Below are 20,479 nucleotides of genomic sequence, written 5' to 3' on the forward strand. Positions count from 1 at the left end.
GGAGGCTTAGTGGCGCTTCAGCTCGCCTTCCCATTTGGCCACTACGGCGGTGGCGATGGAGTTGCCCACCACGTTGGTGGCGGAGCGGCCCATGTCCAGGAAGTGGTCGATGCCCAAGAGCAGCAGCAGGCCGGCTTCCGGAATGTTGAACTGCGACAGGGTGGCGGCGATCACCACCAGGGACGCGCGCGGCACGCCGGCCATGCCCTTGGAGGTCAGCATCAGGATCAGCAGCATGGAGATTTCCTGCGCCAGGGTCAGGTCGATGCCGTAGGCCTGGGCGATGAAGATCACCGCGAAGGTGCAGTACATCATGGAGCCGTCCAGGTTGAAGGAGTAGCCCATCGGCAGCACGAAGCTGGCGATTTTGTTGGACACGCCAAAGCGCTCCAGCTGTTCCAGGGTCTTGGGGTAGGCGGCTTCGGAGCTGGCGGTGGTGAAGGACAGCAAGAGCGGCTCCTTGATCATGCCCATCAGGTGAAGGATGCGCGGGCCGACCACCAGCACGCCGACGCCGATGAGCAGCGCCCACAGGATGCCGACGGAGAAGTAGAACTCAGCCATGAACTTGCCGTAGGTGGCGAGAATGGACAGGCCTTCCTTGGCCACGGTGGCGGCGATGGCGCCGAATACGGCCAGCGGCGCGAAGTTCATCACATAGCTGGTGACCTTGAGCATGACGTGGGCGACCACGTCGATGACGTCGATCAGCGCCTTGGCGCGTTCGCCCAGCGCGGCCATGGCGCTGCCGAAGAACACCGAGAAGATCACGATCTGCAGGATTTCGTTATTGGCCATCGCCTCGAACACGCTCTTGGGGATGGCGTGGGTGACGAAGTCCTTCAGCGAAATGGCGCTGCCCTTGATGCCGGAGTCGGCGTGCAAGTCCGGCAGCGGCAGGTTCAGCGCCACGCCTGGCTTCAGGAGGTTGACCATGATCAGGCCCAAGGTCAGCGACACCAGGGAGGCGCCGATGAACCAGGCCATGGTCTTGCCGCCGATGCGGCCCACCGACTTGGCGTCGCCCATCTTGGCGATGCCGACCACCAGTGTGGATACGACCAAGGGCGCGATGATCATTTTGATCAGGCGCAGGAAGATATCGGTGAGGATGGACATGCCGTCGGCGAAGGATTTGATGGCGGCGGTGTCCTCGCCGGCGTATTGACGGAAGAGGTAGCCCACCAGGATGCCCAGCAGCATGCCGGCCAGGATCAAGGCCGTGAGTTTTTTCGACTTCATTGAGAGGTTCCTGCCTGTTTGAGACGATTCGAAACGAGCGTAGCGTTTTCGTAACATGACATTTGTGTGGCGGGGTGTTACGAAAGGAGCGCCTGGTAAGGGGCGCGCTGCGCCATGCCCGGCCGGGCTGTTTTATTGTTTTTAGTCCCGATTTGCGGGAGTGCCGCCAATTTTGTCCGACAGGCGGCGCCGGCCTAAGGGAGGCGATTATAGTGAGTTAGGGATAGCTTGTCTTGGCAGGATTTCGATAATTGATTTTCGAAACAGAATGTGCATGTTGATTTTATTGCGCGAAATGCGGCGCATTCTCGTCAAACGCTCGGGCGGGGAGGGCGGCGGGCAGGCAATAAAACAGGGCAGCCAGGCTGCCCGTTGCTGGAGGCGGCAAGCCGCGTCTAATGGTGGATGTCCAGGGTGACGTCGCCGCGCTCTTCCGCCACGGTCTCCAGGATTTCCAGCACCGTGCCGTAGAGGTCGGCGCCCAGCGTTTGCCTGGCTTCGTCGGTGTCGCGCCAAACCAGCTCGAACGGGCCGGCCACATCGTGGCTCAGGCTGTCGTACAAGGCGTCCAGGTTGCGGCCGAAGTGGGCGGGCAGTTTCAGTTGCCGGCTCAGTTCGTCGAAAAATTGTTCCAGGCTGCGGATGTGGCGCAGCTCGCACACGGCTACTGACATGGGGCCACCTCGATGAAAGTGTTGTAATGGTCGACGCTGACAAAGCGCAGGCCTTGGGCGCTGAACAGCAGGCGATTGGCTCCGCGCTTGCCGCCTTTATAGTTCAGGTCCGCCTCTTGCCACTTGCCTGAGGGCAAACGTTTCTCGTAATTGCCGAAACGGTCTCCTCCCATCGCTTTGCCGCGCAGCGCCGGCACGCTCCACAGGCTGCGGCCAGGCTTCCAGCCTGCATCCTGCGCCTGCCGCTTGGTCACGAACCGAGGGGGCAGCTTGCCGCCTTGATTCAGGGCCTGCAGGATGCTCGACAACTCGGCCGTGTCGAGTTTGTGGCCGCTTTGGCGGTTGGCCTGGGCGGCGGCGTCGCGACAGGAAGGTTGGGCGAGGGCGGGCAGGCCCAGGCAGGCCATCCACAGCAGCAGCGCGATTTTATTTTTCATGGACTCTTCTCTGAGTGGGCGAGGATGCGTGCTTGCATTTTAACGCGCAAGGCCTTGCCTGGGCAGGTCAGACTAGGGGCTGGACTTCTACCGGATAGGGCTGGCCTATCAGTTGCGGCAGGCGCAAGGCCATGTCGCCGCCGTCGTCCGCCGTGGTGATGAAGCGGCAGTAGCCGTCTCCCTGGCTGTCGAAGCCGTGCTGCTGGATCAGGTCCGCCACGCGGCGGGCGATGGCCTCGGCCGGGTCGTACAGGCGGATGCCGTCGCCGGTGATTTCCTGGATCAGCGGCGCGAGGAAGGGGTAGTGAGTGCAGCCCAGCGCGATGTGGTCGATGTTCTCGTCCATCAGCGGCTCCACCACCTGGCGCACCAGGGCGCGGGTGCGCTCGCCTGACAATTCGCCGGCCTCTACCTGCTCCACCCAGCCGTGGCCGGCGCGGCGCAATACGTGCACGCCGTCGGCATGCGTGTCCAGCAGCGTTTGCACGCGCTCGCTGGCCAGGGTGTACTCGGTGGCCAGCACCGCGATGCGGCCGGTGCGGCTCATCGCCGCCGCCGGTTTGATGGCCGGCTCGATGCCGACGATGGGCAGCGCAAACTCCTCGCGCATGGCGCCGATGGCGGCCGTGGTGGCGGTGTTGCAGGCCACCACCAGCAGCGTGGCGCCCTGGCTGACCAGGTAATGTCCCACTTTCAGCGCGCGGTCTATGATTTCCTCGCGGCTGCGCGGGCCATATGGGCAGTAAGCCTGGTCGGCCAGGTAGGTGATCGGCCAGGCGGGCAGGGCGGCGCGCACCGCGCGCCATACCGACAGCCCGCCCAGACCGGAATCGTACATCGCGATCATGGTTTAATTGTTCTGGATGACGATCTTGGGGAATTTGCCGGAGAAGTCTTGCGCTTTTTCGGCCACTTTCACCGCCACGCGGCGGGCGATGGCGCGGTACAGTTCGGCCGGTTTGCCGTCCGGATCGGCCGCCACGCTGGGCTTGCCTTCGTCCACTGCCAGGCGGATGGCCAGGTCCAGCGGCAGCGAGCCCAGCAGTTCCACGCCGAAGTCCTGCGCCATTTTGGCCGCGCCGCCCTCGCCGAAGATGTGTTCGGCATGGCCGCAATGGGAGCAGATGTGGATGGCCATGTTTTCCACCAGGCCCAGGATGGGCACGCCCACTTTCTGGAACATGGCCACGCCCTTGCGCGCGTCCAAGAGGGCGATGTCCTGCGGGGTGGTGACGATCAGCGCGCCGGTGACCGGCACTTTCTGCGACAGCGTCAGCTGGATGTCGCCGGTGCCCGGCGGCATGTCGATGACCAGATAGTCCAGTTCGTCCCAGCGGGTGTCGTTCAGCAGCTGCTGCAGCGCCTGGCTGACCATGGGGCCGCGCCAGACCATGGCTTGGTCCGGGTCCACCAGGTAGCCGATGGACATGGTTTGCACGCCGTGGTTGGACAGCGGGATCAGCTTGCCGTCCTCCGCTTCCGGCCGCTGGCCTTGCAGGCCCATCATCAGCGGCTGCGACGGGCCGTAGATGTCGGCGTCCAGCAGGCCGATGCGCGCGCCTTCGGCCGCCAGCGCCAGCGCCAGGTTGGCGGCGGTGGTGGACTTGCCCACGCCGCCCTTGCCGGAGGCGACGGCGATCACGTTTTTCACGCCGGGCAGCAGCGGCACGCCGCGCTGGGCGGAGTGGCTGACGACTTGGCTGGACACGTTCACCTTGATCGCGCGGCCTTCGGCCAGCGGCGCCAGCGCGGTTTCGAACTGCTGGCGCACGGCGTCGAACTGGCTCTTGGCCGGGTAGCCCAACACCACGTCCAGGCGGATTTCGGCGTCGCCGCACTGCAGGTTTTTGACGTTCTTGGCCGCGACGTAGCTTTTGCCGGTATCGGCGTCGATCAGCGGCTTCAGGGTTTCTAGGATCTGGTTTTCGAGCTGTGCCATGGTTTCGTTTTGGGTGGCCCGGGCGGCTTGGCCGCCGAACAGGCGGGTGAGTTTGGAGAACATGCTGGATATGGGGTGGATGTTTCCGCTCATTTTACGCCGGATTGCGCCGGCGCGCGCGCGTCATGGCGAGTAAAGAGGCGTCAAGCGCGCGGAAGCGGCTGATGTCTATCAGCTTTTTTTGATATGAAGAGACAAAAGGCGTAGAATGGCCGGTTTTTTCCGGCGCGGCGCGAGCCTCGTCCCCAGGCTCGGCCCTGTCAGGCCGCGGGCCCTGTTCTTTGTCAAAGAAAGGCATTTCCCGCTTTATGCAGTCCAAACACGCCAAACTCACCTGGTCCAATCTGCTGTTTCCCTTGGCCCTGGTCCTGTTCGAATTCGCCGTCTACATCTGTAACGACATGGTCCAGCCGGCCATGCTGTCCGTCACCCGCGAGTTTCTGGTGGACGCCTCCTGGGCGCCCACGTCGATGACGGCCTTCCTGATCGGCGGCGCGATGCTGCCGTGGCTGACCGGCCCGCTGTCCGACCGCATCGGCCGCCGTCCGGTGCTGCTGTTCGGCGTCGCTTATTTCACCGCCGCCTGCCTGGCCACTTATCTGGTCAACTCGATCGAGGCCTTCATCGCGCTGCGCGTGCTGCAAGGCGTGGGCCTGTGCTTCATCAATGCCGTGGGTTACGCCTCGCTGCAGGAATCGTTTGAAGAAACCGCCGCTGTGCGCGTGACCGCGCTGATGGCCAATGTGGCGCTGATCGCGCCCTTGGTCGGCCCCTTGGCCGGCGCCGCGCTGGTGGAGCTGGCGCCGTGGCGCAGCTGCTTCCTGTTCATCGCCGCCTTGTCGCTGCTGTCCTTGATCGGCCTGTATCTTCGCATGCCGGAAACCGTGCAGCCCAGCCATGAGAAACTGCCGCTGTCCAGCATGGGCCGCGACTATATGAAGGTATTCGGCCACGGCCGCTTCGTGCTGTCCGCTCTGTGCATCCCCTTGCTGGCGCTGCCGCTGATGGGCTGGATCGCGTTGTCGCCGGTGCTGCTGGTGCGCGACCTGCACATGAGTACGGTGGAATACGGCCTGATGCAGATTCCGGTGTTCGGCGGCCTGATCGCCGGCAATCTGGCGCTGGCTGTGATCGCCGACCGTTGGCCCTTGGGCCGCTCCGCGCTGGCGGGCATGTGGCCCATCGTCGGCGGCCTGGCCGTGATGGTGGGCGGCGTGCTGTTCTCGTCCGCGCCGCAATACTGGATGGTGGCCGGCATGAGCCTGATGGCCTTCGGCGAAGGCCTGGCCTTCGGCGTGCTGTACCGCTTCGCGCTGATGTCTTGCGACGCGGCCGGCCGCGGCACCATTTCCGCCAGCATGAGCATGTTGTCCATGGCGGGCTACGCGGTGGGCATCGAACTGTTCCGCCAGGTGTACCAAGCTTATGGCTTGGCCGGTTTCGCCGTGCTGGCGCTGTGCTTCTCGCTGATCTACGTGATGCTGGGCCGCAAGATGGTGGGCATGGCCATGGCCGAGCGCGCCGCGCCGGCCGCCCCGCAAGGCGAGCTGGCCAGCCAGGGCGCCTGATCCTTACCCCGCGCCAGTTCACAAGCCCGGCCGCCCAGCGTTCCGGGCTTGTGTTTTTGCTGCGGCGCGGCGGGCGATGGCCGGCCGGCCATTCTGTCTCTATAATCGATCGCTTGAGATTGCCGATACGGATTACCCAACCATGACCAAACGCAAGATTCTGGTGACCAGCGCGCTGCCATACGCCAACGGCGCCATTCACCTGGGCCATATGCTCGAACACATCCAAACCGATGTCTGGGTGCGTTTCCAGAAGATGCGCGGCCACGAATGCTATTACGTCTGCGCCGACGACACCCATGGCGCGCCCATCATGCTGGCGGCGGAAAAGCAGGGCATCACGCCCGAGCAGCTGATCGAGCGGGTGAAGACGGAGCACCTGTCGGACTTTGCCGGTTTCCATATCGGCTACGACAACTACTACAGCACCAACTCGCCGGAAAACCAGCAGTTCGCCGAGCAGATCTACCGCACCCTGAAGGCGGACGGCAAGATCGCCGTGCGCACCATCGAACAGCTGTTCGACCCGGAAAAACAGATGTTCCTGCCGGACCGCTTCGTCAAGGGCGAGTGTCCCAAGTGCGGCGCGCAAGACCAGTATGGCGACAACTGTGAATCGTGCGGCGCCACCTATGCGCCGACCGAGCTGAAGAATCCGTACTCGGCCGTGTCCGGCGCCAAGCCGGTGGTCAAGACCTCCGAGCACTACTTCTTCCGCCTGGGCGAATGCGCCGACTTCCTCAAGGGCTGGACCAGCGGCGCCTCCAAGCGCGGCGACGGCGCGGAGCAGGCCCACCTGCAGCCGGAATCGCTGAACAAGATGAACGAGTGGATAGGCGGCGGCTTGCAGGATTGGGACATCAGCCGCGACGCGCCTTACTTCGGCTTCGAGATCCCGGACGCGCCGGGCAAGTACTTCTATGTCTGGCTGGACGCGCCCATCGGCTACATGGCCAGCTTCAAGAACCTGTGCGACCGCAATGGACTGAACTTCGACGAATGGTTCGCCAAGGACAGCCAGACCGAGATGTACCACTTCATCGGCAAGGACATCCTGTACTTCCACGCGCTGTTCTGGCCGGCCATGCTGAACTACGCCGGCCTGCGCACGCCGACCAGCGTGTTCGCGCACGGCTTCCTGACCGTGGACGGCCAAAAGATGTCCAAGTCGCGCGGCACCTTCATCCAGGCCAAGAGCTACCTGGACTGCGGCCTGAACCCGGAGTGGATGCGCTACTACATCGCCGCCAAGCTGAACGGCCGCATCGAGGACATCGACCTCAACCTGAACGACTTCGTGGCGCGGGTGAACTCGGACCTGGTGGGCAAGTTCGTCAACATCGCCAGCCGCTCCGCCGGCTTCATCGCCAAGCGTTTCGACGGCGTGCTGGCGGGCAAGGTGTCGGACATCGAAATCCTGGCCAAGCTGCAGGCCGCCGCCGATGAGCTGGCCGCCGCCTACGAGGCGCGCGAATACGCCAAGGCGCTGCGCGACGTGATGGCGCTGGCCGACCTGGTCAACGGCTATGTCGACGCCAACAAGCCGTGGGAGCTGGCCAAGCAGGAGGGCCAGGACGCGCGGCTGCAGGAGGTCTGCACCGTGCTGATCAATGCCTTCCGCCTGCTGACCATCTATCTGAAGCCGGTGCTGCCCAAGCTGGCCGAGGGCGTGGAAGCCTTCCTGAACACGGCGCCGCTCGCCTGGAGCGACGCGCAAACCCTGATGCTGGGCGACAAGATCAACGCCTACCAGCACCTGATGCAGCGCATCGACCCGGCGCTGATCGACAAACTGATAGAAGCGAACAAACAGAATATGCAAGCTACCCAAGACGCGCCGGCCGCCGCCGCGCACGAGCCGCTGGCCGAAACCATCAAGATCGACGACTTCGCCAAGGTGGATCTGCGCGTAGGCAAGGTGCTGGAATGCAACTTCGTCGAAGGTTCGGACAAGCTCTTGCAGTTCAAGGTGGACCTGGGCTTCGAAACCCGCAACATCTTCTCCGGCATCCGCAAGGCTTACCAGGAGCCGGAAAAGCTGGTGGGCCGCCACGTGATCGTGGTCGCCAACCTGGCCGAGCGCAAGATGCGCTTCGGCGTGTCGCAGGGCATGATCGTCTGCGCCTCCGGCGCGGATGACAGCGAAGGCCTGTTCCTGCTGGACGTGGATGCGGGCGTCAAGCCTGGCATGCGCGTTGGTTGACGCCTGTCAGATACCGCTATTGATCCAGATCATGGTAAATAAGTAGTATTCCCAGTTAAGTTAATCCATCTTGGTTAACGCGGCCCCGGCAACCATAATTGGTAGCCGGGGTTTTGTTTTCGGCGGCACTGAACGACAGCCTCGATTCACGGTGTTGTCATCGAGCGCTGCTACAGTCGGTTTCTGCCGGCAGACTGCCTGGAAGGGGAACTTTCCCTGGAGGGGAGTGACTAAAAACCCTATATGCGCTTGTTTTGTTTAAAAAAAGAATAAGGAAACCATAATGAAGATTTCGCAACTGAAACCCGGCCACAAGGTATTCGAGTACAAGGACAGCGGCGGCGTGGTCCACTATGAAGTGGTCAGCATCCGCCAAGTCGGCAAGATGTTTGAAGTGACATTCATGTCCGCGCTTGGCTTGGCCAGCGCCATGTATCCCGCCAATGGCTTCATCGAGGCCGCGGCCTGATCCTGTCTTGCCGCGGCCTTGATGGCCGCGAAAATGAAACAGCCCCGCTCGCGCGGGGCTTTGCTTTTGTTGACAATGGCATGAAAAGGCGGCAGGTTGATGGTTTTATCTGGAAGGATTCCCGTGCCGCGTCATGTCAGATTGCTGCTGGAGTTGGGCGTCAATTTCGTGCTGCCCTGGGCTTGCTACCACTGGGGCAAGCCGCTGTGGGGCGAAATGGGCGGCTTGTTGCTGTCTGCCGTGCCCCCGCTGTTATGGAGTTTGTGGGAGTTGTGGCGCGATAAGAGGGTGGATGCGTTGAGCGTGCTGGTGCTGCTCGGCATCGCGCTGTCGCTGGCGGCGATGGCCTTGGGCGGCAACGAGAAAATGCTGCTGCTGCGCGAGTCCATGCTTTCCGGTCTGTTTGGCGTCGCCTTCCTGCTCTCCTTGCTATTGCCCAGGCCGCTGGTGTTTTATCTGGCTCGCGCCACCATGGAGCGTCAGCGCGAGGATGGGCGTGAGCGCTGCGAAAGCTTGTGGCGACAGGCATCCTTTCGGCAAAGCATGCGCCTCATGACGGCGCTGTGGGGAGGCGGTTTGGTGCTGGAGACCGCGCTGCGGAGCTGGCTAGCCTGGCATTGGCCGGTGGAGCGGTCGCTATTGGTCCTGCCCTGGATCGGTTATGCCATCTATGGCAGCCTGGTGGCGATAACCTGGTACTTGCGCCGCCGCGTGAGCGTCAGGCTGGCGAGCGAGGCCGGCTGAACGGTGGGAAGTTCAACGCGGGGGTGGTGCGGCGTATTCATTTCGGGTATAGTATCCCGCGTCTTGTGAGCGCGTAGATAAAAAAAGAGGGCCGCGCTAGGCGGCCCCAAGTTCCGTGATGAACACTTAGGAGAACAGGCATCGCCCTGCTGCTCGCGCTGGCAGTCGCGTACAGATTGCAACACCCGTCAAAATGCACAAGGCCGGTTCACGCACTTGATTAGAATGGCAGTCCTAATCAAACGCATGGGACAGCCAAGCTTTCGCTTGACTGCCGACCACGATGTCAATGTAACCCGCTTTTGTTGATGGCTTATGTGTTTGCGGCTGCCATCTGTTAAAGAATATGAATGCTGATTGCGGGCAGTCTTGATATTTTTTTATAAAAGCTATTGACGCAAAGAAACCCCTGGGGTATAGTTCACTCCTCTGCACGAAACGCAGAAAAGAATTCAGACGCGGGGTGGAGCAGTCTGGTAGCTCGTCGGGCTCATAACCCGAAGGTCGTAGGTTCGAATCCTGCCCCCGCAACCAATTAAAAAACCGAAGCCAAGGCTTCGGTTTTTTGCATTTCAGCCGCCTTGCCGCGCCAGTTGAAAGTGAGCGGCCATCTGGCTGAGCCTCTGCGCCCGCCGATTGAAGTCTGCCACGGTTTGATGCGCCTGATCGATATGGCGATGCGTGGCGTCCAGTTGTTCGGCAATGCTCTGCATCTGCCCGGTCAGCTGGCTGGCGGCGGTGGATTGCTGGCCATTGGTGCCGGCGATGTCCTGCATTCTTTCGTTGACGCGGTGAATGGCGGAGAGGATCTCCGCCAGTTGCGTATGGGTTTGCGCCTGGGCCGTGCTGCTGGCCTGGGTTTCCTGGCAAACCTGGCCCATGGCGGCTACGCTGGCGTCCGAGGCCTGCCGCACGCGGGCCAGCAGTTGCTTGATCTCTTCCGTACTTAGGCTGGTGCGCTCGGCCAGCTTTCGCACTTCGTCCGCCACCACGGCGAAGCCGCGTCCTTGTTCGCCTGCGCGGGCGGCTTCGATGGCGGCGTTCAGCGCCAGCAGATTGGTCTGTTCCGCGATGTCGTGAATAGCTTGCGCCACTTGGCTGATATTGCCGATGACGCCGGTCAGGGACTGTATGGAGTGCTGGGCGCTGTTGACGGTGTGCACGGTGGCATCGCCTAGTTCGCGCGCTTGCGCCATCAAGCCCGTGCTGTGGCGCAGGGTGGTGCTGGAGGACTGGCTCAATTGGGCGGTGTCCTCGGCGTGGCTGGCCACTTGCCCGATGGAGCTGGACAGCTGTTCGATGGCCGCGCACATGCTGTCCACATTGCCGGAGCCGGCGGCTACTCTGTCCACTACGCCGCCCAGGGTGCCGTTCAGCTGCCAGGCATCCTGCTCCAGGTCGCGCGCGGTCATCTGCAATTCATCAATAACCACTTTCAAGTGCACCTGCATGCAGGCGAGCGCGCTTTCCAGTCGACCGCTTTCGCCGCGGCCGTATATGGCCAGCGTTTGGTCCAACCGTCCCTCCGCGATGCGTTCGCACGTCAGCAACAGCTGGCGCTGGTGCCGGCCGCGCCATAATTCGAAACCTTGCCACAGCAGCAAGGCCAGCACGCCGACGCCGGCCAGTAGCCACGCGGCGAGGGTGCCGGATAGCGCGGACTGGCACAGGATCAGGAAAAAAAGCAGGAAGGCAAAAGCGCGCCGCACCTGGTTTTCTTCCACGCCATGGCGCCGCCGCGCCGGCAGCCGCGCGCCTTGCAACAGCTGCGGATACCATTGCTCCGCCTTGGCAATCGCCTCCCGGCTAGCGGGGGAGCGCACCGACATGTAGCCGGTCAGCTTTCCTTGCTCTTTGACCGGCACCACCAGCGCGTCCACCCAGTAGTGATCGCCATTCTTGCAACGGTTCTTGACCAGGCCGCGCCAGGGGGATTCGCGTTTCAGCGTATTCCAGAGGTCGGCAAACAGGACGGGGGGCATGTCCGGGTGGCGCACGATGTTGTGGCTGCTGCCCAGCAGCTCGTCTCGGCTGAAGCCGGAGATGTCGACAAAAGCGTCGTTGACATGCGTGATCTGGCCCTTCAGATCCGTGCGCGAAACGATCAACCCGCTTTCAAAGCGATGCTCCACGCCGCTTACCGGGAAATTCTTTTTCATTCAACGACTCCGCGCTTTGGTTTTCATGAAAACCATCGATTCTAGGGAGATGAAAATCCTAATGGCATGAGATGCGTCAAGTTTTCTCTTAGCGAGCGCAAAGCGGGATGGCGGGGAAGTGTGAAGAATTATTGAGCCAGGCGCGCCGGCATGTCGGCGAAGGTTCGCAGCGCGGCGCCGTCGATGCGGAAATACAGCTTGTCTTCGACGATGCGCGCGCCCGCGCGCAGATAAAAATCCAGGGCGGCCTGGTTGCCGCGCTCCGCCGTCCAGTCAAAGCGTTGGCAGCCATGCCGAACGGCGAGTCCCGCCAGGGCCTTGAGCAAGGCTTGACCGACGCCGCGGCCGCGCGCTTCCTGCAAAGTGAACAGGTCTTTCATGAAAAGCTGGCCGCTGTACTCCGGCGCGGGATAAAGCAGGGAGAAGGAGGCCAGGCCGACGGCGCCGCCTTGGCACTCCGCCAGCATGATCTGCACGCCGCAGTGGGGCTGGAACAAATTGGCCCGCACATAGCGGGCCGATGCGTCGCGGCTGGCGCGTGCCGGGCCGAAATAATGCAAGTCAATGCGGTAGAACAGTTCGGCCAGCGCGGGCGCGTCGGCCGCAGTGGCGAGGCGGGTGGTGATCATGTCCCGTGTCCAATGCAAAACCATGAGCATAATGCCAATGCCGCGACGGCTCCAGTCACTCGCGGTCGCGGCGGAATACCCAGCTCAATTCACTGGAGGCGGCGGCGTCGTAGACGTAGCCTTCGCTATCGAAGCCGCGCAGCGCTTGCGCATCGCGTATGCCGCGTTCGGCCGCCCAGCGCGCCATCAGGCCGCGCGCGCGTTTGGCATAGAAGCTGATGATCTTGTACTGGCCGTTCTTGCGGTCTTGGAAGACCGGGGTGACGATGGCGGCGTTCAGCGCCTTGGGTTTGACCGACTTGAAATATTCATCGGAGGCTAGGTTGACCAGGGTGCGCGAACCGAGCGCCTCCAGCTGCGCGTTGAGCTGGTTTGTGATGATGTCCCCCCAGAACGCGTACAGGTTTTTGCCGCGCGGGTTGTCCAGACGGGTGCCCATTTCCAGGCGGTAGGCCTGCATCAGGTCCAGCGGGCGAAGCACGCCGTAGAGGCCGGACAGAATGCGCAAATGGTCTTGCAGATAGTCGACGCCTTGCGACGGCAGCGAGGCGGCGTCCAGGCCTTCGTAAACGTCGCCCATGAAGGCATACACAGCTTGTTTGGCATTGTCCGGCGCAAAGGCGGGCTGCCAGTCGGCGTAGCGGCCGACGTTCAGATTGGCCAGCGCGTCGCTGATGTCCATCAGTTTGGCGATATCCAGAGGACTCTTTTGCCTCAGCACGCGGATCAGCTCGGCGCTATGGTCCAGCAGCTCCGGCAGGCTGTGGCGCGGCAAGGGCGCGGGTGTTTGGTAGTCCAGCGTCTTGGCCGGAGAAATCACCATCAACATCAATTGCATCCTTTTCTTGATCTGCCTCTATTGTACCGAAGCCTTCCGAGTCGCGCCCGCCGCCGGCTATTGGATAGAATGGGAGCGAACAGTTTTTGGAAAGGCGGGTTGGCATGCGGGTGTTGGTGCAACGGGTGAGCCGGGCTGCGGTCACGGTGGCGGGGGCGACGACTGGGGAGATAGGCGGCGGCCTGTTGTTGCTGGTGGGCGTGGAAGAGGCGGATGGCGCATCCGATATCGAGTGGCTGGTGCGCAAGATCAGCCAGTTGCGCATCTTCAATGATGAGCAGGGGGTGATGAATCGCAGCCTGCTTGACTGCGGCGGGCAGGCGTTGGCCGTCAGCCAGTTCACGCTGCATGCGAGCGTGAAGAAGGGCAATCGGCCGTCGTACTCGCGCGCGGCGCGCGGCGAGGTCTCGCAGCCCATGTTCGAGCGCTTCGTCGACGCCATGGTCGCCGCTTTGGGCAAACCGGTGCCCACTGGCGTGTTTGGCGCGGACATGCAGGTTAGCCTGGTCAATGACGGGCCGGTGACGATCTGGCTGGACAGCCGCAATCCGGAGTAAGGCGATGAACCGGTGGCAGCATCCGTGGCGAGTCTTGGTGGTGCCCTACTACCTGAACCGCTACGCGCGCCAGGTGCATGTGCTGCGCGTGGCGCTGGCCTTTCTGCTGGGATTGGGCGTGGTCATGAGCAGCGGCATTCCGCATGGCGGCTGGATGCTGGTGACCATCCTGATCGTGCTGGGCGGCGTGCCGCACTGGGGCGGTGTGCGGCGCAAGGCGCTGGAGCGGATGGGGGGCTCCCTGTTGGGCGCCGCGGCCGGCCTGGTGGCGATCCTGCTGCATGGGACCTCTCCCTGGCTATGCTATGGCTGGATGCTGCTGGTGATTGCCTTGAGCAGCTGGCATGCCCAGGGCAAAGGGGGGTATCTGGCTTTGCTGACCGGCATTACCTTGGTCATTGTCGGGGGTTTGGGCGACGAGCCCATCAACGAGGCCTTGTGGCGCAGCTGCAATGTCTTGATCGGCTCCATGATAGGCATGGGCGCCGCCGCCATGCTGCCGCTGCGCGCGCTGGATAGCTGGCGCTTCCTGCTGGCGGATAATCTGCGCGAGGCGGCCATGCTGTATAACCGCATTGCGCGGCGCCTGCCGGTGGAAGGGGATGCGGCGCTGGATCAATTCAATGCGCGCCTGATCCGCATGCGCGGCCTGCTGGGGGCGGTCACGCAAGAATCCTATTTGTCTCACCGCCAATTGGATCAGGTGCAACGCTGCCAGCGCGGCATCTGGACCTTGCTGGACCGGATGGATCAGGTGGCGGCCAGTACGCCCGCGCTGGCGGAAGAGGTTTCGCCGCGGCGCGCCATCGTACGGACCTTGTTGCGCGCTGCGCACGCTTTGCGTTTCAACCAGCCCCAGCTGCTGGCCGATCCCTTGCCGGCGGCCGACAACCCGGCGCGCATGCTGCGACCCACGCATTGTCATTGGTTGGTGGCGGAGCTGTCCTTGACGGTGGAGTCGCTGCGCGGCGAGCTGCAGCAGATATTGCCCCGGCTGATCGACGCGCCGCCGCCCGCGCGCAGCCTGGTGCGGCGCATGCGAGGCAGGCGCAAACGCTGAGCGAAAATGAAAATGGCCCGGATGATCCGGGCCAATGCCATGGGGAAGCCTGCGTTACAGGCCGATGATCTTGACCTTTTGCCCCGGCTGCAAGCGGCTGCTCGGCTGGTTGCCGTTCAGTCGCTGGATGTCGGAGTGATTGACGCCGAAGCGGCGGGCAATGCTGTACAGCGTGTCGCCGCGCTGCACCACGTATTCCTTGCTATGCGGCGCGTCGTTGACCTTGATCAGGGCCGGATCGGCCTCCGGGCTGGGCGCCGCGCTGGCGAGCTGGATATTGGCGTCTTCCTGCGAGGAAAGCGGGGCCGCCGCCTTCAGCTTCAGTTGCTGGCCAACCTGAACCAGATTGCCGTCTAGCTGGTTCAGGGATTTCAGATCGTCGACGGCCAGGTTGTTGCGCCGCGCGATGCTGTACAGCGTGTCTCCGGCCGCCACGATGTAGCTGTCCGCCGTCGATGTCGTCTGGGCGGGCAACACTGCGTTGTTTGTGGCGGCGCTGGCTATCATGACGGTCTGACGCATGCCGGATGGCTGCGATGCGCTATCCCCGGCGGTGTCGGCGACAGCTTGGATGGCGGGCCTGGCGGCGGCGCCGCCATCGGCCTGAGCCAGCATGGTTTGACCGGCCGGCGTATTGGACATCGGCGTATCCACCGCCTCCAGCGGCTGGGCGTCGTTGGAGGTCTTGCTGTTCATCGCTACCAGCACCGGCTGGCCGGCGCGCAGCGTGCCGCCGCTGATGCGGTTGGCCGCCAGCAGCTGGCTGGTGTTCATGCCGTGTTCGCTAGCGATGGCAGTGGCGCTCTCGTCGCTTTTGGGCAGGTAGACCTCCCAGGTCAGCAAGGGCTTGTTCCATTTGTCCAGATTGGCTTCGAACTTGTCCACCTTGGAGGCGGGCAGCAGCATCTGGCGTCCGGCCTTGTAAGCGAAGACCGGCAGGTTGAACGCAGGGTTCAGCTCCTTGAACTCCGCCACCGAGATGCCAGCCAGCTTGGCGGCGATGTCGATGTTCATATGCTTGCCGGTGCTGATGGCGACGAAGTAGGGCTTGTTGGGGAACTTGTCCAGATGGACGCCGAAACGATCCGGATGCTCTAGGATGTTGCGCACCGCCAGCAGCTTGGGCACGTAGTCGCGCGTTTCCTTGGGCATGCGGATGTTTTCATAGGTGGGCGCCTGGCCGTTGGCCTCCGTCTTGGCGATGGCGCGGGATAGATTGCCTTCGCCCCAGTTGTAGGCGGCCAACGCCAGATTCCAGTCGCCGAACTGGGCGTAGAGGTTTTGCAGGTAGTCCAGCGCGGCGCGCGTGGCATCCATCACGTCGCGGCGACCGTCATACCACCAGGTTTGCTCCAGGCCATATTGGCGGCCGGTAGCCGGCATGAACTGCCACAAGCCGGCGGCGCCGACGCGCGAGTTGGCCGTGGGCACGAAGGCGCTTTCCACCATGGGCAGCAGCGCGATTTCCGTCGGCATGCCGCGTCGTTCCACCTCGTTCATGATGTGGAACAGATATTTGCGGCTGCGGTCCAGCGTGCGTTTGAAATACTCCGGGCGGCTGGCGTAGAAACGCTCCTGGCGTCTGACCACGTCCGCGTTCACTTCGTCCAGTTGAAAGCCTTCGCGCACGCGTTTCCAGACGTCGTCGCCATTGCGCAGCAGACTGGAGTTCTGCAGCATCATGTCCAGGCCGGCGGCCAGGGCTTCGTCCACCGGGGAGGGGGACGGCTGCGCGTTTCCATCGGCCATGGCCGGAGATGCGAACAGCAATGCTATAGACACGCTAAGTGCCAATGGAATAAAGCGTTTCATGCCAACGAGCCCGTGATTCTGATTTTGGCTGATGCTAAACATGCGCATTGGGGGTGTCAATTGAAAAAACCAAATAATTTCATGCGCTTTCATTGTTAATAGACTATCCCTCCCGCGTGTAAAGGAGCTTGCGACAGAGGGCGGCGAAGTTAGCTTGCTGGCATGCCGTTGCGGCTAGCCAAAGCGGTTTTTCCAGTCGCGCAAGCGGGCAAATCGGGCGGTTTCGTCTTCGTCGGCCTGTCCGCCCTGTCGCAGCAGGCTTTCCCTGACGCCGGGTTCGCCGCACCGTAAAAATGGATTGCTGGCGACTTCCAGGGCGAGGGTGCTGGGCAGGGTGGGCTGGCCGCGTTCGCGCAGCGCCTGATCTCGGCTTTGACGCATGGCCAGCACCGGATTGGCAGGCTCCGCGGCCAGGGCGAAGCGCAGATTGGACAGGGTGTATTCGTGCGCGGGATAAACCTTGGTTTGGGGCGGCAGCGCGGCCAGCTTTTTCAGTGAGTCCAGCATTTGCGCCGGCGAACCCTCGAACAGCCTGCCGCAGCCTGCCGCAAACAGGGTGTCGCCGCAAAACAGGGCCTCGTTCAGCAGATATGCCAGGTGGTCCAGCGTATGCCCCGGCACCGCCAGCACCTGAGCCTGCCCCATGCTGAGCGACACGACATCGCCCTCCATCAGCGGCACATCAACGCCGGCGATGCCCGGCGGGCCGTATACCACGACATCCGGCCATGCCTGTTTCAATTCCGGCAGGCCGCCGATGTGATCGGCGTGATGATGGGTGACCAGAACAGCCTCTAGCGTCAGCTGTTCCCTTGCCAGATGGCGCAGCAGCGGCGCCGCCTCGCCCGGGTCCACCGCCACGGCGCGCGCGCCTTGATGCAAAAGCCAGATATAATTGTCAGAGAAAGCCCCGATCGGGGTGATGCTAAATGTGGCAGCCATAAGGCCTTCCTCAATGAAAAATTCGTTTGGCGGCTGGCTGACCGGCACCGAACTCGGCCGTTATCTGCTGGCACGCGAGCAAGAGTACTTCGAGCGGGCGGTGGCCGATGTTTTTGGCTATCACGCGGTGCAGGTGGGTCTGCCTGAGATGGATTGCCTGCGCGGCAACCGCATACCGTGGCAGTGCCGGGTGGCCGGCGCCGGCGATGTGGATGTGCGCTGCGATCCCGCCTTCCTGCCGTTCGAGACGCGCAGCCTGGACCTGCTGGTCATGCCTCATGTGCTGGATTTTACCACCCAGCCGCACCAGGTGCTGCGCGAAGCGGATCGCGTGTTGATGCCGGAGGGCAGGCTGATTCTGACGGGATTCAATCCTTTATCGCTCTGGGGGGTGCGCAGGCTGATCCAGGGCCGGGAGTCGGCGCCGTGGAACGGCAACTTCTTCACCCAGTTGCGCATCAAGGACTGGCTAGCTTTGCTGGACCTGGAACTGGAGGGCGCGTCCTTCATGGCTTACGCGCCGCCGTTCTCCCGTCAGGACTGGCTGTGCCGTTGCGACTTTCTGGAGTCGGTCGGCGAGCGCTGGTGGCCGCTGGCGGCCGGCGTGTACGGCATCGAAGCGGTCAAGCGTCAGCGCGGCATGCGCCTGATCACGCCAAACTGGAAGCAGCAGACCAAGACCAAGGGCGCCCTGGGCGTGGTGGCGGGCAACGAACGCCAGACCACGCAGCGGGCGCCGGGAACACGCGAGCGGGACGGCGCGCCGTCCTGCCATTGAACGAGACAGCATGACGACAGAAGACAAGGTTGAGCTTTATACCGACGGCGCCTGCAAGGGCAATCCCGGCCCCGGCGGCTGGGGAGCGCTGCTCCGTTACAAGGGCAAGGAAAAAGAGCTGTTCGGCGGCGAGCGCGGCACCACCAACAACCGCATGGAGATCATGGCGGTGATTCAGGGCCTGTCGGCGCTGAACCGGCCGTGCCGGGTGGTGGTCTACACCGACTCGCAATACGTGCAGAAGGGCATTTCCGAGTGGATACACGGCTGGAAGGCGCGCGGCTGGAAAACGGCGGCCAAGGAGCCGGTGAAGAACGCGGATCTTTGGCAGCTGCTGGACGACGCGCGAAATCGCCATCTGGAGGTGGAGTGGCGCTGGGTCAAGGGCCATGCCGGCCACGAATTCAACGAGAGAGCCGACCAGCTCGCCAACAAGGGCGTGGAGTCGGTTTGAACTTAGCACGCCGCGGCGCCGTCAAAGCGGCCCGCGGGCAGGACGCAGCATGAGACAGATTATTCTCGATACCGAAACCACCGGTCTCGATCCGCAGCAGGGGCACCGCATCATCGAGTTTGCCGGCCTGGAGATGATAGGCCGCAAACTGACCGGCAAGCACCTGCATCTATATATCCATCCCGAGCGCGCCATTGATCCCGAGGCGCAGCGCGTGCACGGCATCTCGCTGGAGTTTCTGGACGGCAAGCCGGTGTTCGCCAAAGTGGCGCACGAAATCGCCGACTTCCTGCGCGATGCCGAGCTGATCATCCACAACGCGCCGTTCGACGTGGGCTTCCTCAACGCCGAGTTCGGCAAGCTGGGCCTGCCACCCGTCCGCGAGCTGTGCGCCAATGTGATCGACACCCTGGCCGAGGCGCGCGACATGTTCCCCGGCAAGCGCAACAGCCTGGATGCCCTGTGCGACCGCTTTGAGATCGACCGCTCCAACCGCACGCTGCACGGCGCGCTGGTGGACTGCGAGCTGCTGTCGGAAGTCTATCTGTGGATGACGCGCGGCCAGGAAAGCCTGGCCATGGACATCGAGGTGGACGTGCCGGGCGCGCAGGCAGGGCAGGATCTGAGCTTCGAGCGCAAGCCGCTGAAAGTCCGGCTGGCCGATGCGGCCGAACTGGCCGAGCATCAAGCCTATCTCGGTGTGCTGGACAAGTCGGTGAAGGGCCGCTGCGTCTGGCGCGCGCTGGAAACCCCGGCGCAGACGGAGGCCTAGCCCATGACGGACATGATCGCGCTGGTGCCGGCTGCCGGCTCCGGCAGCCGTTTCGGCGCGCCCAGCCCCAAGCAGTATCTGCAATTGAACGGTCATCCGCTGATGTGGCACACGCTGGCCACGCTGGCTGCCGTGCCGGCCATCAGCCGGGTGGTGGTGGTGGTGTCGCCGCACGATGAATGGTTCGACGATTTCGAGTGGGATCTGCCCAAGCTGGAAGTGCTGCGCGTGGGCGGCGCCTGCCGGGCGGAAAGCGTGGCCAATGGACTGGCCGCGCTGGACTGCGCCGCCGACGATTGGGTGCTGGTGCACGACGCGGCGCGCTGCTGCCTGTCGGTGGCGGCGGTGGAGCGGCTGATCGCCGCGCTGGCCGATCATCCTGTGGGCGGCTTGTTGGCGCTGCCGGTGCCGGATACTGTCAAACGGGCCGACGCGGAAGGCCATGTCGCCGCCACGGTGCCGCGCAACGGCCTGTGGCTGGCGCAGACGCCGCAGATGTTCCGCGCCGGCCTGTTGGCCCGGGCGCTGACAACGGGGGCGGCGGCGGACATCACCGACGAGGCGTCGGCGATCGAGAAGCTGGGCTTGCGTCCCTTGCTGGTGGAGGGCGACGCCCAGAACTTCAAGGTGACCTATCCGCGCGATCTGGCGCTGGCCAAGGCCATCCTGGCGGCGCGCGGCGCGTTTTGAGCGCAGGACTGCAATAATTAAGGAAGACTATGTTCCGTATCGGGCAAGGTTACGATGTGCATCAACTGGTGGAAGGCCGGCCGCTGATTCTGGGGGGGGTGGATATCCCGCATGAAAAGGGCTTGCTGGGCCATTCCGACGCCGACGCGCTGCTGCACGCCATCACCGACGCGCTCTTGGGCGCGGCGGCGCTGGGCGACATCGGCCGCCATTTTCCGGACACCGCGGCCGAATTCAAGGGCGCGGACAGCCGCGCGCTGTTGCGCGAGGCAGCGGCCCGGGTGCGCGCAGCCGGCTGGCTGCCGGTCAATGTGGACAGTACGTTGATCGCGCAGCGGCCCAAGCTGGCGCCGCATATCGACGCGATGCGCGCCAATGTCGCCGCCGACCTGGGGCTGGAAATCGGCGCGGTCAACGTCAAGGGCAAGACCAACGAGAAGCTGGGCTATCTGGGCCGCTGCGAAGCGATAGAGGCGCAAGCCGTCTGTTTATTGACGCGGGCTTAGCGAACC

Annotated in this window: 21 protein-coding genes and 1 tRNA gene; 12 read left to right on the forward strand and 10 right to left on the reverse strand. The window is 63.3% G+C overall.

Features of this window, described 5'->3' with window-relative positions; all coding sequences use genetic code 11:
- Window positions 1–6: 6 nt before the first annotated feature.
- The 5 genes from FYK34_RS01630 to apbC all read right to left on the reverse strand — a co-directional run bounded on the left by FYK34_RS01630 (window position 7) and on the right by apbC (window position 4,385).
- Window positions 7–1,242, reverse strand: coding sequence for a dicarboxylate/amino acid:cation symporter (locus FYK34_RS01630; protein ID WP_149294758.1), 1,236 nt, complete (start codon window positions 1,240–1,242; stop codon window positions 7–9).
- Between the two features lie 395 nt (window positions 1,243–1,637).
- A complete protein-coding gene (locus FYK34_RS01635; protein ID WP_231137344.1) occupies window positions 1,638–1,916 on the reverse strand; it encodes a barstar family protein in 279 nt (92 codons plus the stop codon).
- Window positions 1,907–2,353, reverse strand: a complete 447-nt coding sequence (locus FYK34_RS01640) for a ribonuclease domain-containing protein (RefSeq protein WP_149294759.1) — start codon at window positions 2,351–2,353, stop codon at window positions 1,907–1,909. The genes FYK34_RS01635 and FYK34_RS01640 overlap by 10 nt, the downstream gene beginning before the upstream one ends.
- Window positions 2,354–2,420: 67 nt before the next feature.
- A complete protein-coding gene (murI, locus tag FYK34_RS01645) occupies window positions 2,421–3,200 on the reverse strand; it encodes a glutamate racemase (RefSeq protein ID WP_149294760.1) in 780 nt (259 codons plus the stop codon).
- A gap of 3 nt (window positions 3,201–3,203) precedes the next feature.
- On the reverse strand, window positions 3,204–4,385 hold the full coding sequence (gene apbC, locus FYK34_RS01650) for an iron-sulfur cluster carrier protein ApbC (RefSeq protein WP_407923591.1): 1,182 nt from the start codon (window positions 4,383–4,385) through the stop codon (window positions 3,204–3,206).
- A gap of 215 nt (window positions 4,386–4,600) precedes the next feature.
- Between apbC and FYK34_RS01655 the strand changes: the two genes are divergently transcribed.
- From FYK34_RS01655 to FYK34_RS01675, 5 genes are all read left to right on the forward strand, one after another.
- Complete coding sequence (locus FYK34_RS01655; RefSeq protein WP_149294762.1) at window positions 4,601–5,860, forward strand: MFS transporter; 1,260 nt, start codon at window positions 4,601–4,603, stop codon at window positions 5,858–5,860.
- A gap of 142 nt (window positions 5,861–6,002) precedes the next feature.
- The gene (gene metG / locus FYK34_RS01660; protein WP_149294763.1) at window positions 6,003–8,063 is read left to right on the forward strand and encodes a methionine--tRNA ligase; all 2,061 of its coding nucleotides are present in this window, start codon (window positions 6,003–6,005) and stop codon (window positions 8,061–8,063) included.
- A gap of 283 nt (window positions 8,064–8,346) precedes the next feature.
- Complete coding sequence (locus tag FYK34_RS01665) at window positions 8,347–8,532, forward strand: hypothetical protein (RefSeq protein ID WP_149294764.1); 186 nt, start codon at window positions 8,347–8,349, stop codon at window positions 8,530–8,532.
- Between the two features lie 123 nt (window positions 8,533–8,655).
- A complete protein-coding gene (locus FYK34_RS01670) occupies window positions 8,656–9,276 on the forward strand; it encodes a VC0807 family protein (RefSeq protein ID WP_196782580.1) in 621 nt (206 codons plus the stop codon).
- Window positions 9,277–9,733: 457 nt separating this feature from the next.
- Window positions 9,734–9,810, forward strand: a tRNA-Met gene (locus tag FYK34_RS01675).
- Between the two features lie 38 nt (window positions 9,811–9,848).
- Here the strand turns inward: FYK34_RS01675 and FYK34_RS01680 are convergent.
- The 3 genes from FYK34_RS01680 to yaaA form a co-directional block, all read right to left on the reverse strand.
- A complete protein-coding gene (locus FYK34_RS01680) occupies window positions 9,849–11,435 on the reverse strand; it encodes a methyl-accepting chemotaxis protein (RefSeq protein WP_149294766.1) in 1,587 nt (528 codons plus the stop codon).
- Between the two features lie 128 nt (window positions 11,436–11,563).
- Window positions 11,564–12,064: a GNAT family N-acetyltransferase gene (locus FYK34_RS01685; protein WP_168209617.1), complete on the reverse strand. Its 501-nt coding sequence runs from the start codon at window positions 12,062–12,064 to the stop codon at window positions 11,564–11,566.
- A gap of 55 nt (window positions 12,065–12,119) precedes the next feature.
- Complete coding sequence (gene yaaA, locus FYK34_RS01690) at window positions 12,120–12,893, reverse strand: peroxide stress protein YaaA (RefSeq protein WP_149294768.1); 774 nt, start codon at window positions 12,891–12,893, stop codon at window positions 12,120–12,122.
- Window positions 12,894–13,006: 113 nt separating this feature from the next.
- Here yaaA and dtd point away from each other — a divergent pair, with 113 nt between their 5' ends.
- Both dtd and FYK34_RS01700 read left to right on the forward strand, forming a co-directional pair.
- Window positions 13,007–13,459, forward strand: a complete 453-nt coding sequence (gene dtd / locus FYK34_RS01695; RefSeq protein WP_149294769.1) for a D-aminoacyl-tRNA deacylase — start codon at window positions 13,007–13,009, stop codon at window positions 13,457–13,459.
- Between the two features lie 4 nt (window positions 13,460–13,463).
- The gene (locus FYK34_RS01700) at window positions 13,464–14,519 is read left to right on the forward strand and encodes an FUSC family protein (RefSeq protein WP_149294770.1); all 1,056 of its coding nucleotides are present in this window, start codon (window positions 13,464–13,466) and stop codon (window positions 14,517–14,519) included.
- A 54-nt stretch (window positions 14,520–14,573) separates the two neighbouring features.
- Here FYK34_RS01700 and FYK34_RS01705 read toward each other — a convergent pair whose 3' ends face one another.
- Both FYK34_RS01705 and gloB read right to left on the reverse strand, forming a co-directional pair.
- The gene (locus FYK34_RS01705) at window positions 14,574–16,301 is read right to left on the reverse strand and encodes a lytic transglycosylase (protein WP_231137345.1); all 1,728 of its coding nucleotides are present in this window, start codon (window positions 16,299–16,301) and stop codon (window positions 14,574–14,576) included.
- A gap of 204 nt (window positions 16,302–16,505) precedes the next feature.
- Window positions 16,506–17,273: a hydroxyacylglutathione hydrolase gene (gloB, locus tag FYK34_RS01710; RefSeq protein ID WP_149294772.1), complete on the reverse strand. Its 768-nt coding sequence runs from the start codon at window positions 17,271–17,273 to the stop codon at window positions 16,506–16,508.
- A 13-nt stretch (window positions 17,274–17,286) separates the two neighbouring features.
- Between gloB and FYK34_RS01715 the strand changes: the two genes are divergently transcribed.
- The 5 genes from FYK34_RS01715 to ispF are packed head-to-tail and all read left to right on the forward strand — an operon-like array spanning window position 17,287 to window position 20,473.
- Entirely contained in the window at window positions 17,287–18,051 is a 765-nt protein-coding gene (locus FYK34_RS01715) for a class I SAM-dependent methyltransferase (protein ID WP_149294773.1), read from the forward strand.
- A gap of 10 nt (window positions 18,052–18,061) precedes the next feature.
- Window positions 18,062–18,505 carry a ribonuclease HI gene (gene rnhA, locus FYK34_RS01720; RefSeq protein WP_149294774.1) on the forward strand — a complete coding sequence of 148 codons (444 nt, stop codon included), beginning with the start codon at window positions 18,062–18,064 and terminating at the stop codon, window positions 18,503–18,505.
- Between the two features lie 49 nt (window positions 18,506–18,554).
- Window positions 18,555–19,277 carry a DNA polymerase III subunit epsilon gene (dnaQ, locus tag FYK34_RS01725; protein WP_149294775.1) on the forward strand — a complete coding sequence of 241 codons (723 nt, stop codon included), beginning with the start codon at window positions 18,555–18,557 and terminating at the stop codon, window positions 19,275–19,277.
- A gap of 3 nt (window positions 19,278–19,280) precedes the next feature.
- Window positions 19,281–19,967, forward strand: coding sequence for a 2-C-methyl-D-erythritol 4-phosphate cytidylyltransferase (gene ispD / locus FYK34_RS01730; protein WP_149294776.1), 687 nt, complete (start codon window positions 19,281–19,283; stop codon window positions 19,965–19,967).
- Window positions 19,968–19,996: 29 nt separating this feature from the next.
- The gene (gene ispF / locus FYK34_RS01735) at window positions 19,997–20,473 is read left to right on the forward strand and encodes a 2-C-methyl-D-erythritol 2,4-cyclodiphosphate synthase (protein ID WP_149294777.1); all 477 of its coding nucleotides are present in this window, start codon (window positions 19,997–19,999) and stop codon (window positions 20,471–20,473) included.
- Window positions 20,474–20,479 lie beyond the last annotated feature (6 nt).

This window comes from Chromobacterium paludis (genome assembly GCF_008275125.1).
In the GTDB taxonomy this organism is placed as follows: domain Bacteria; phylum Pseudomonadota; class Gammaproteobacteria; order Burkholderiales; family Chromobacteriaceae; genus Chromobacterium; species Chromobacterium paludis.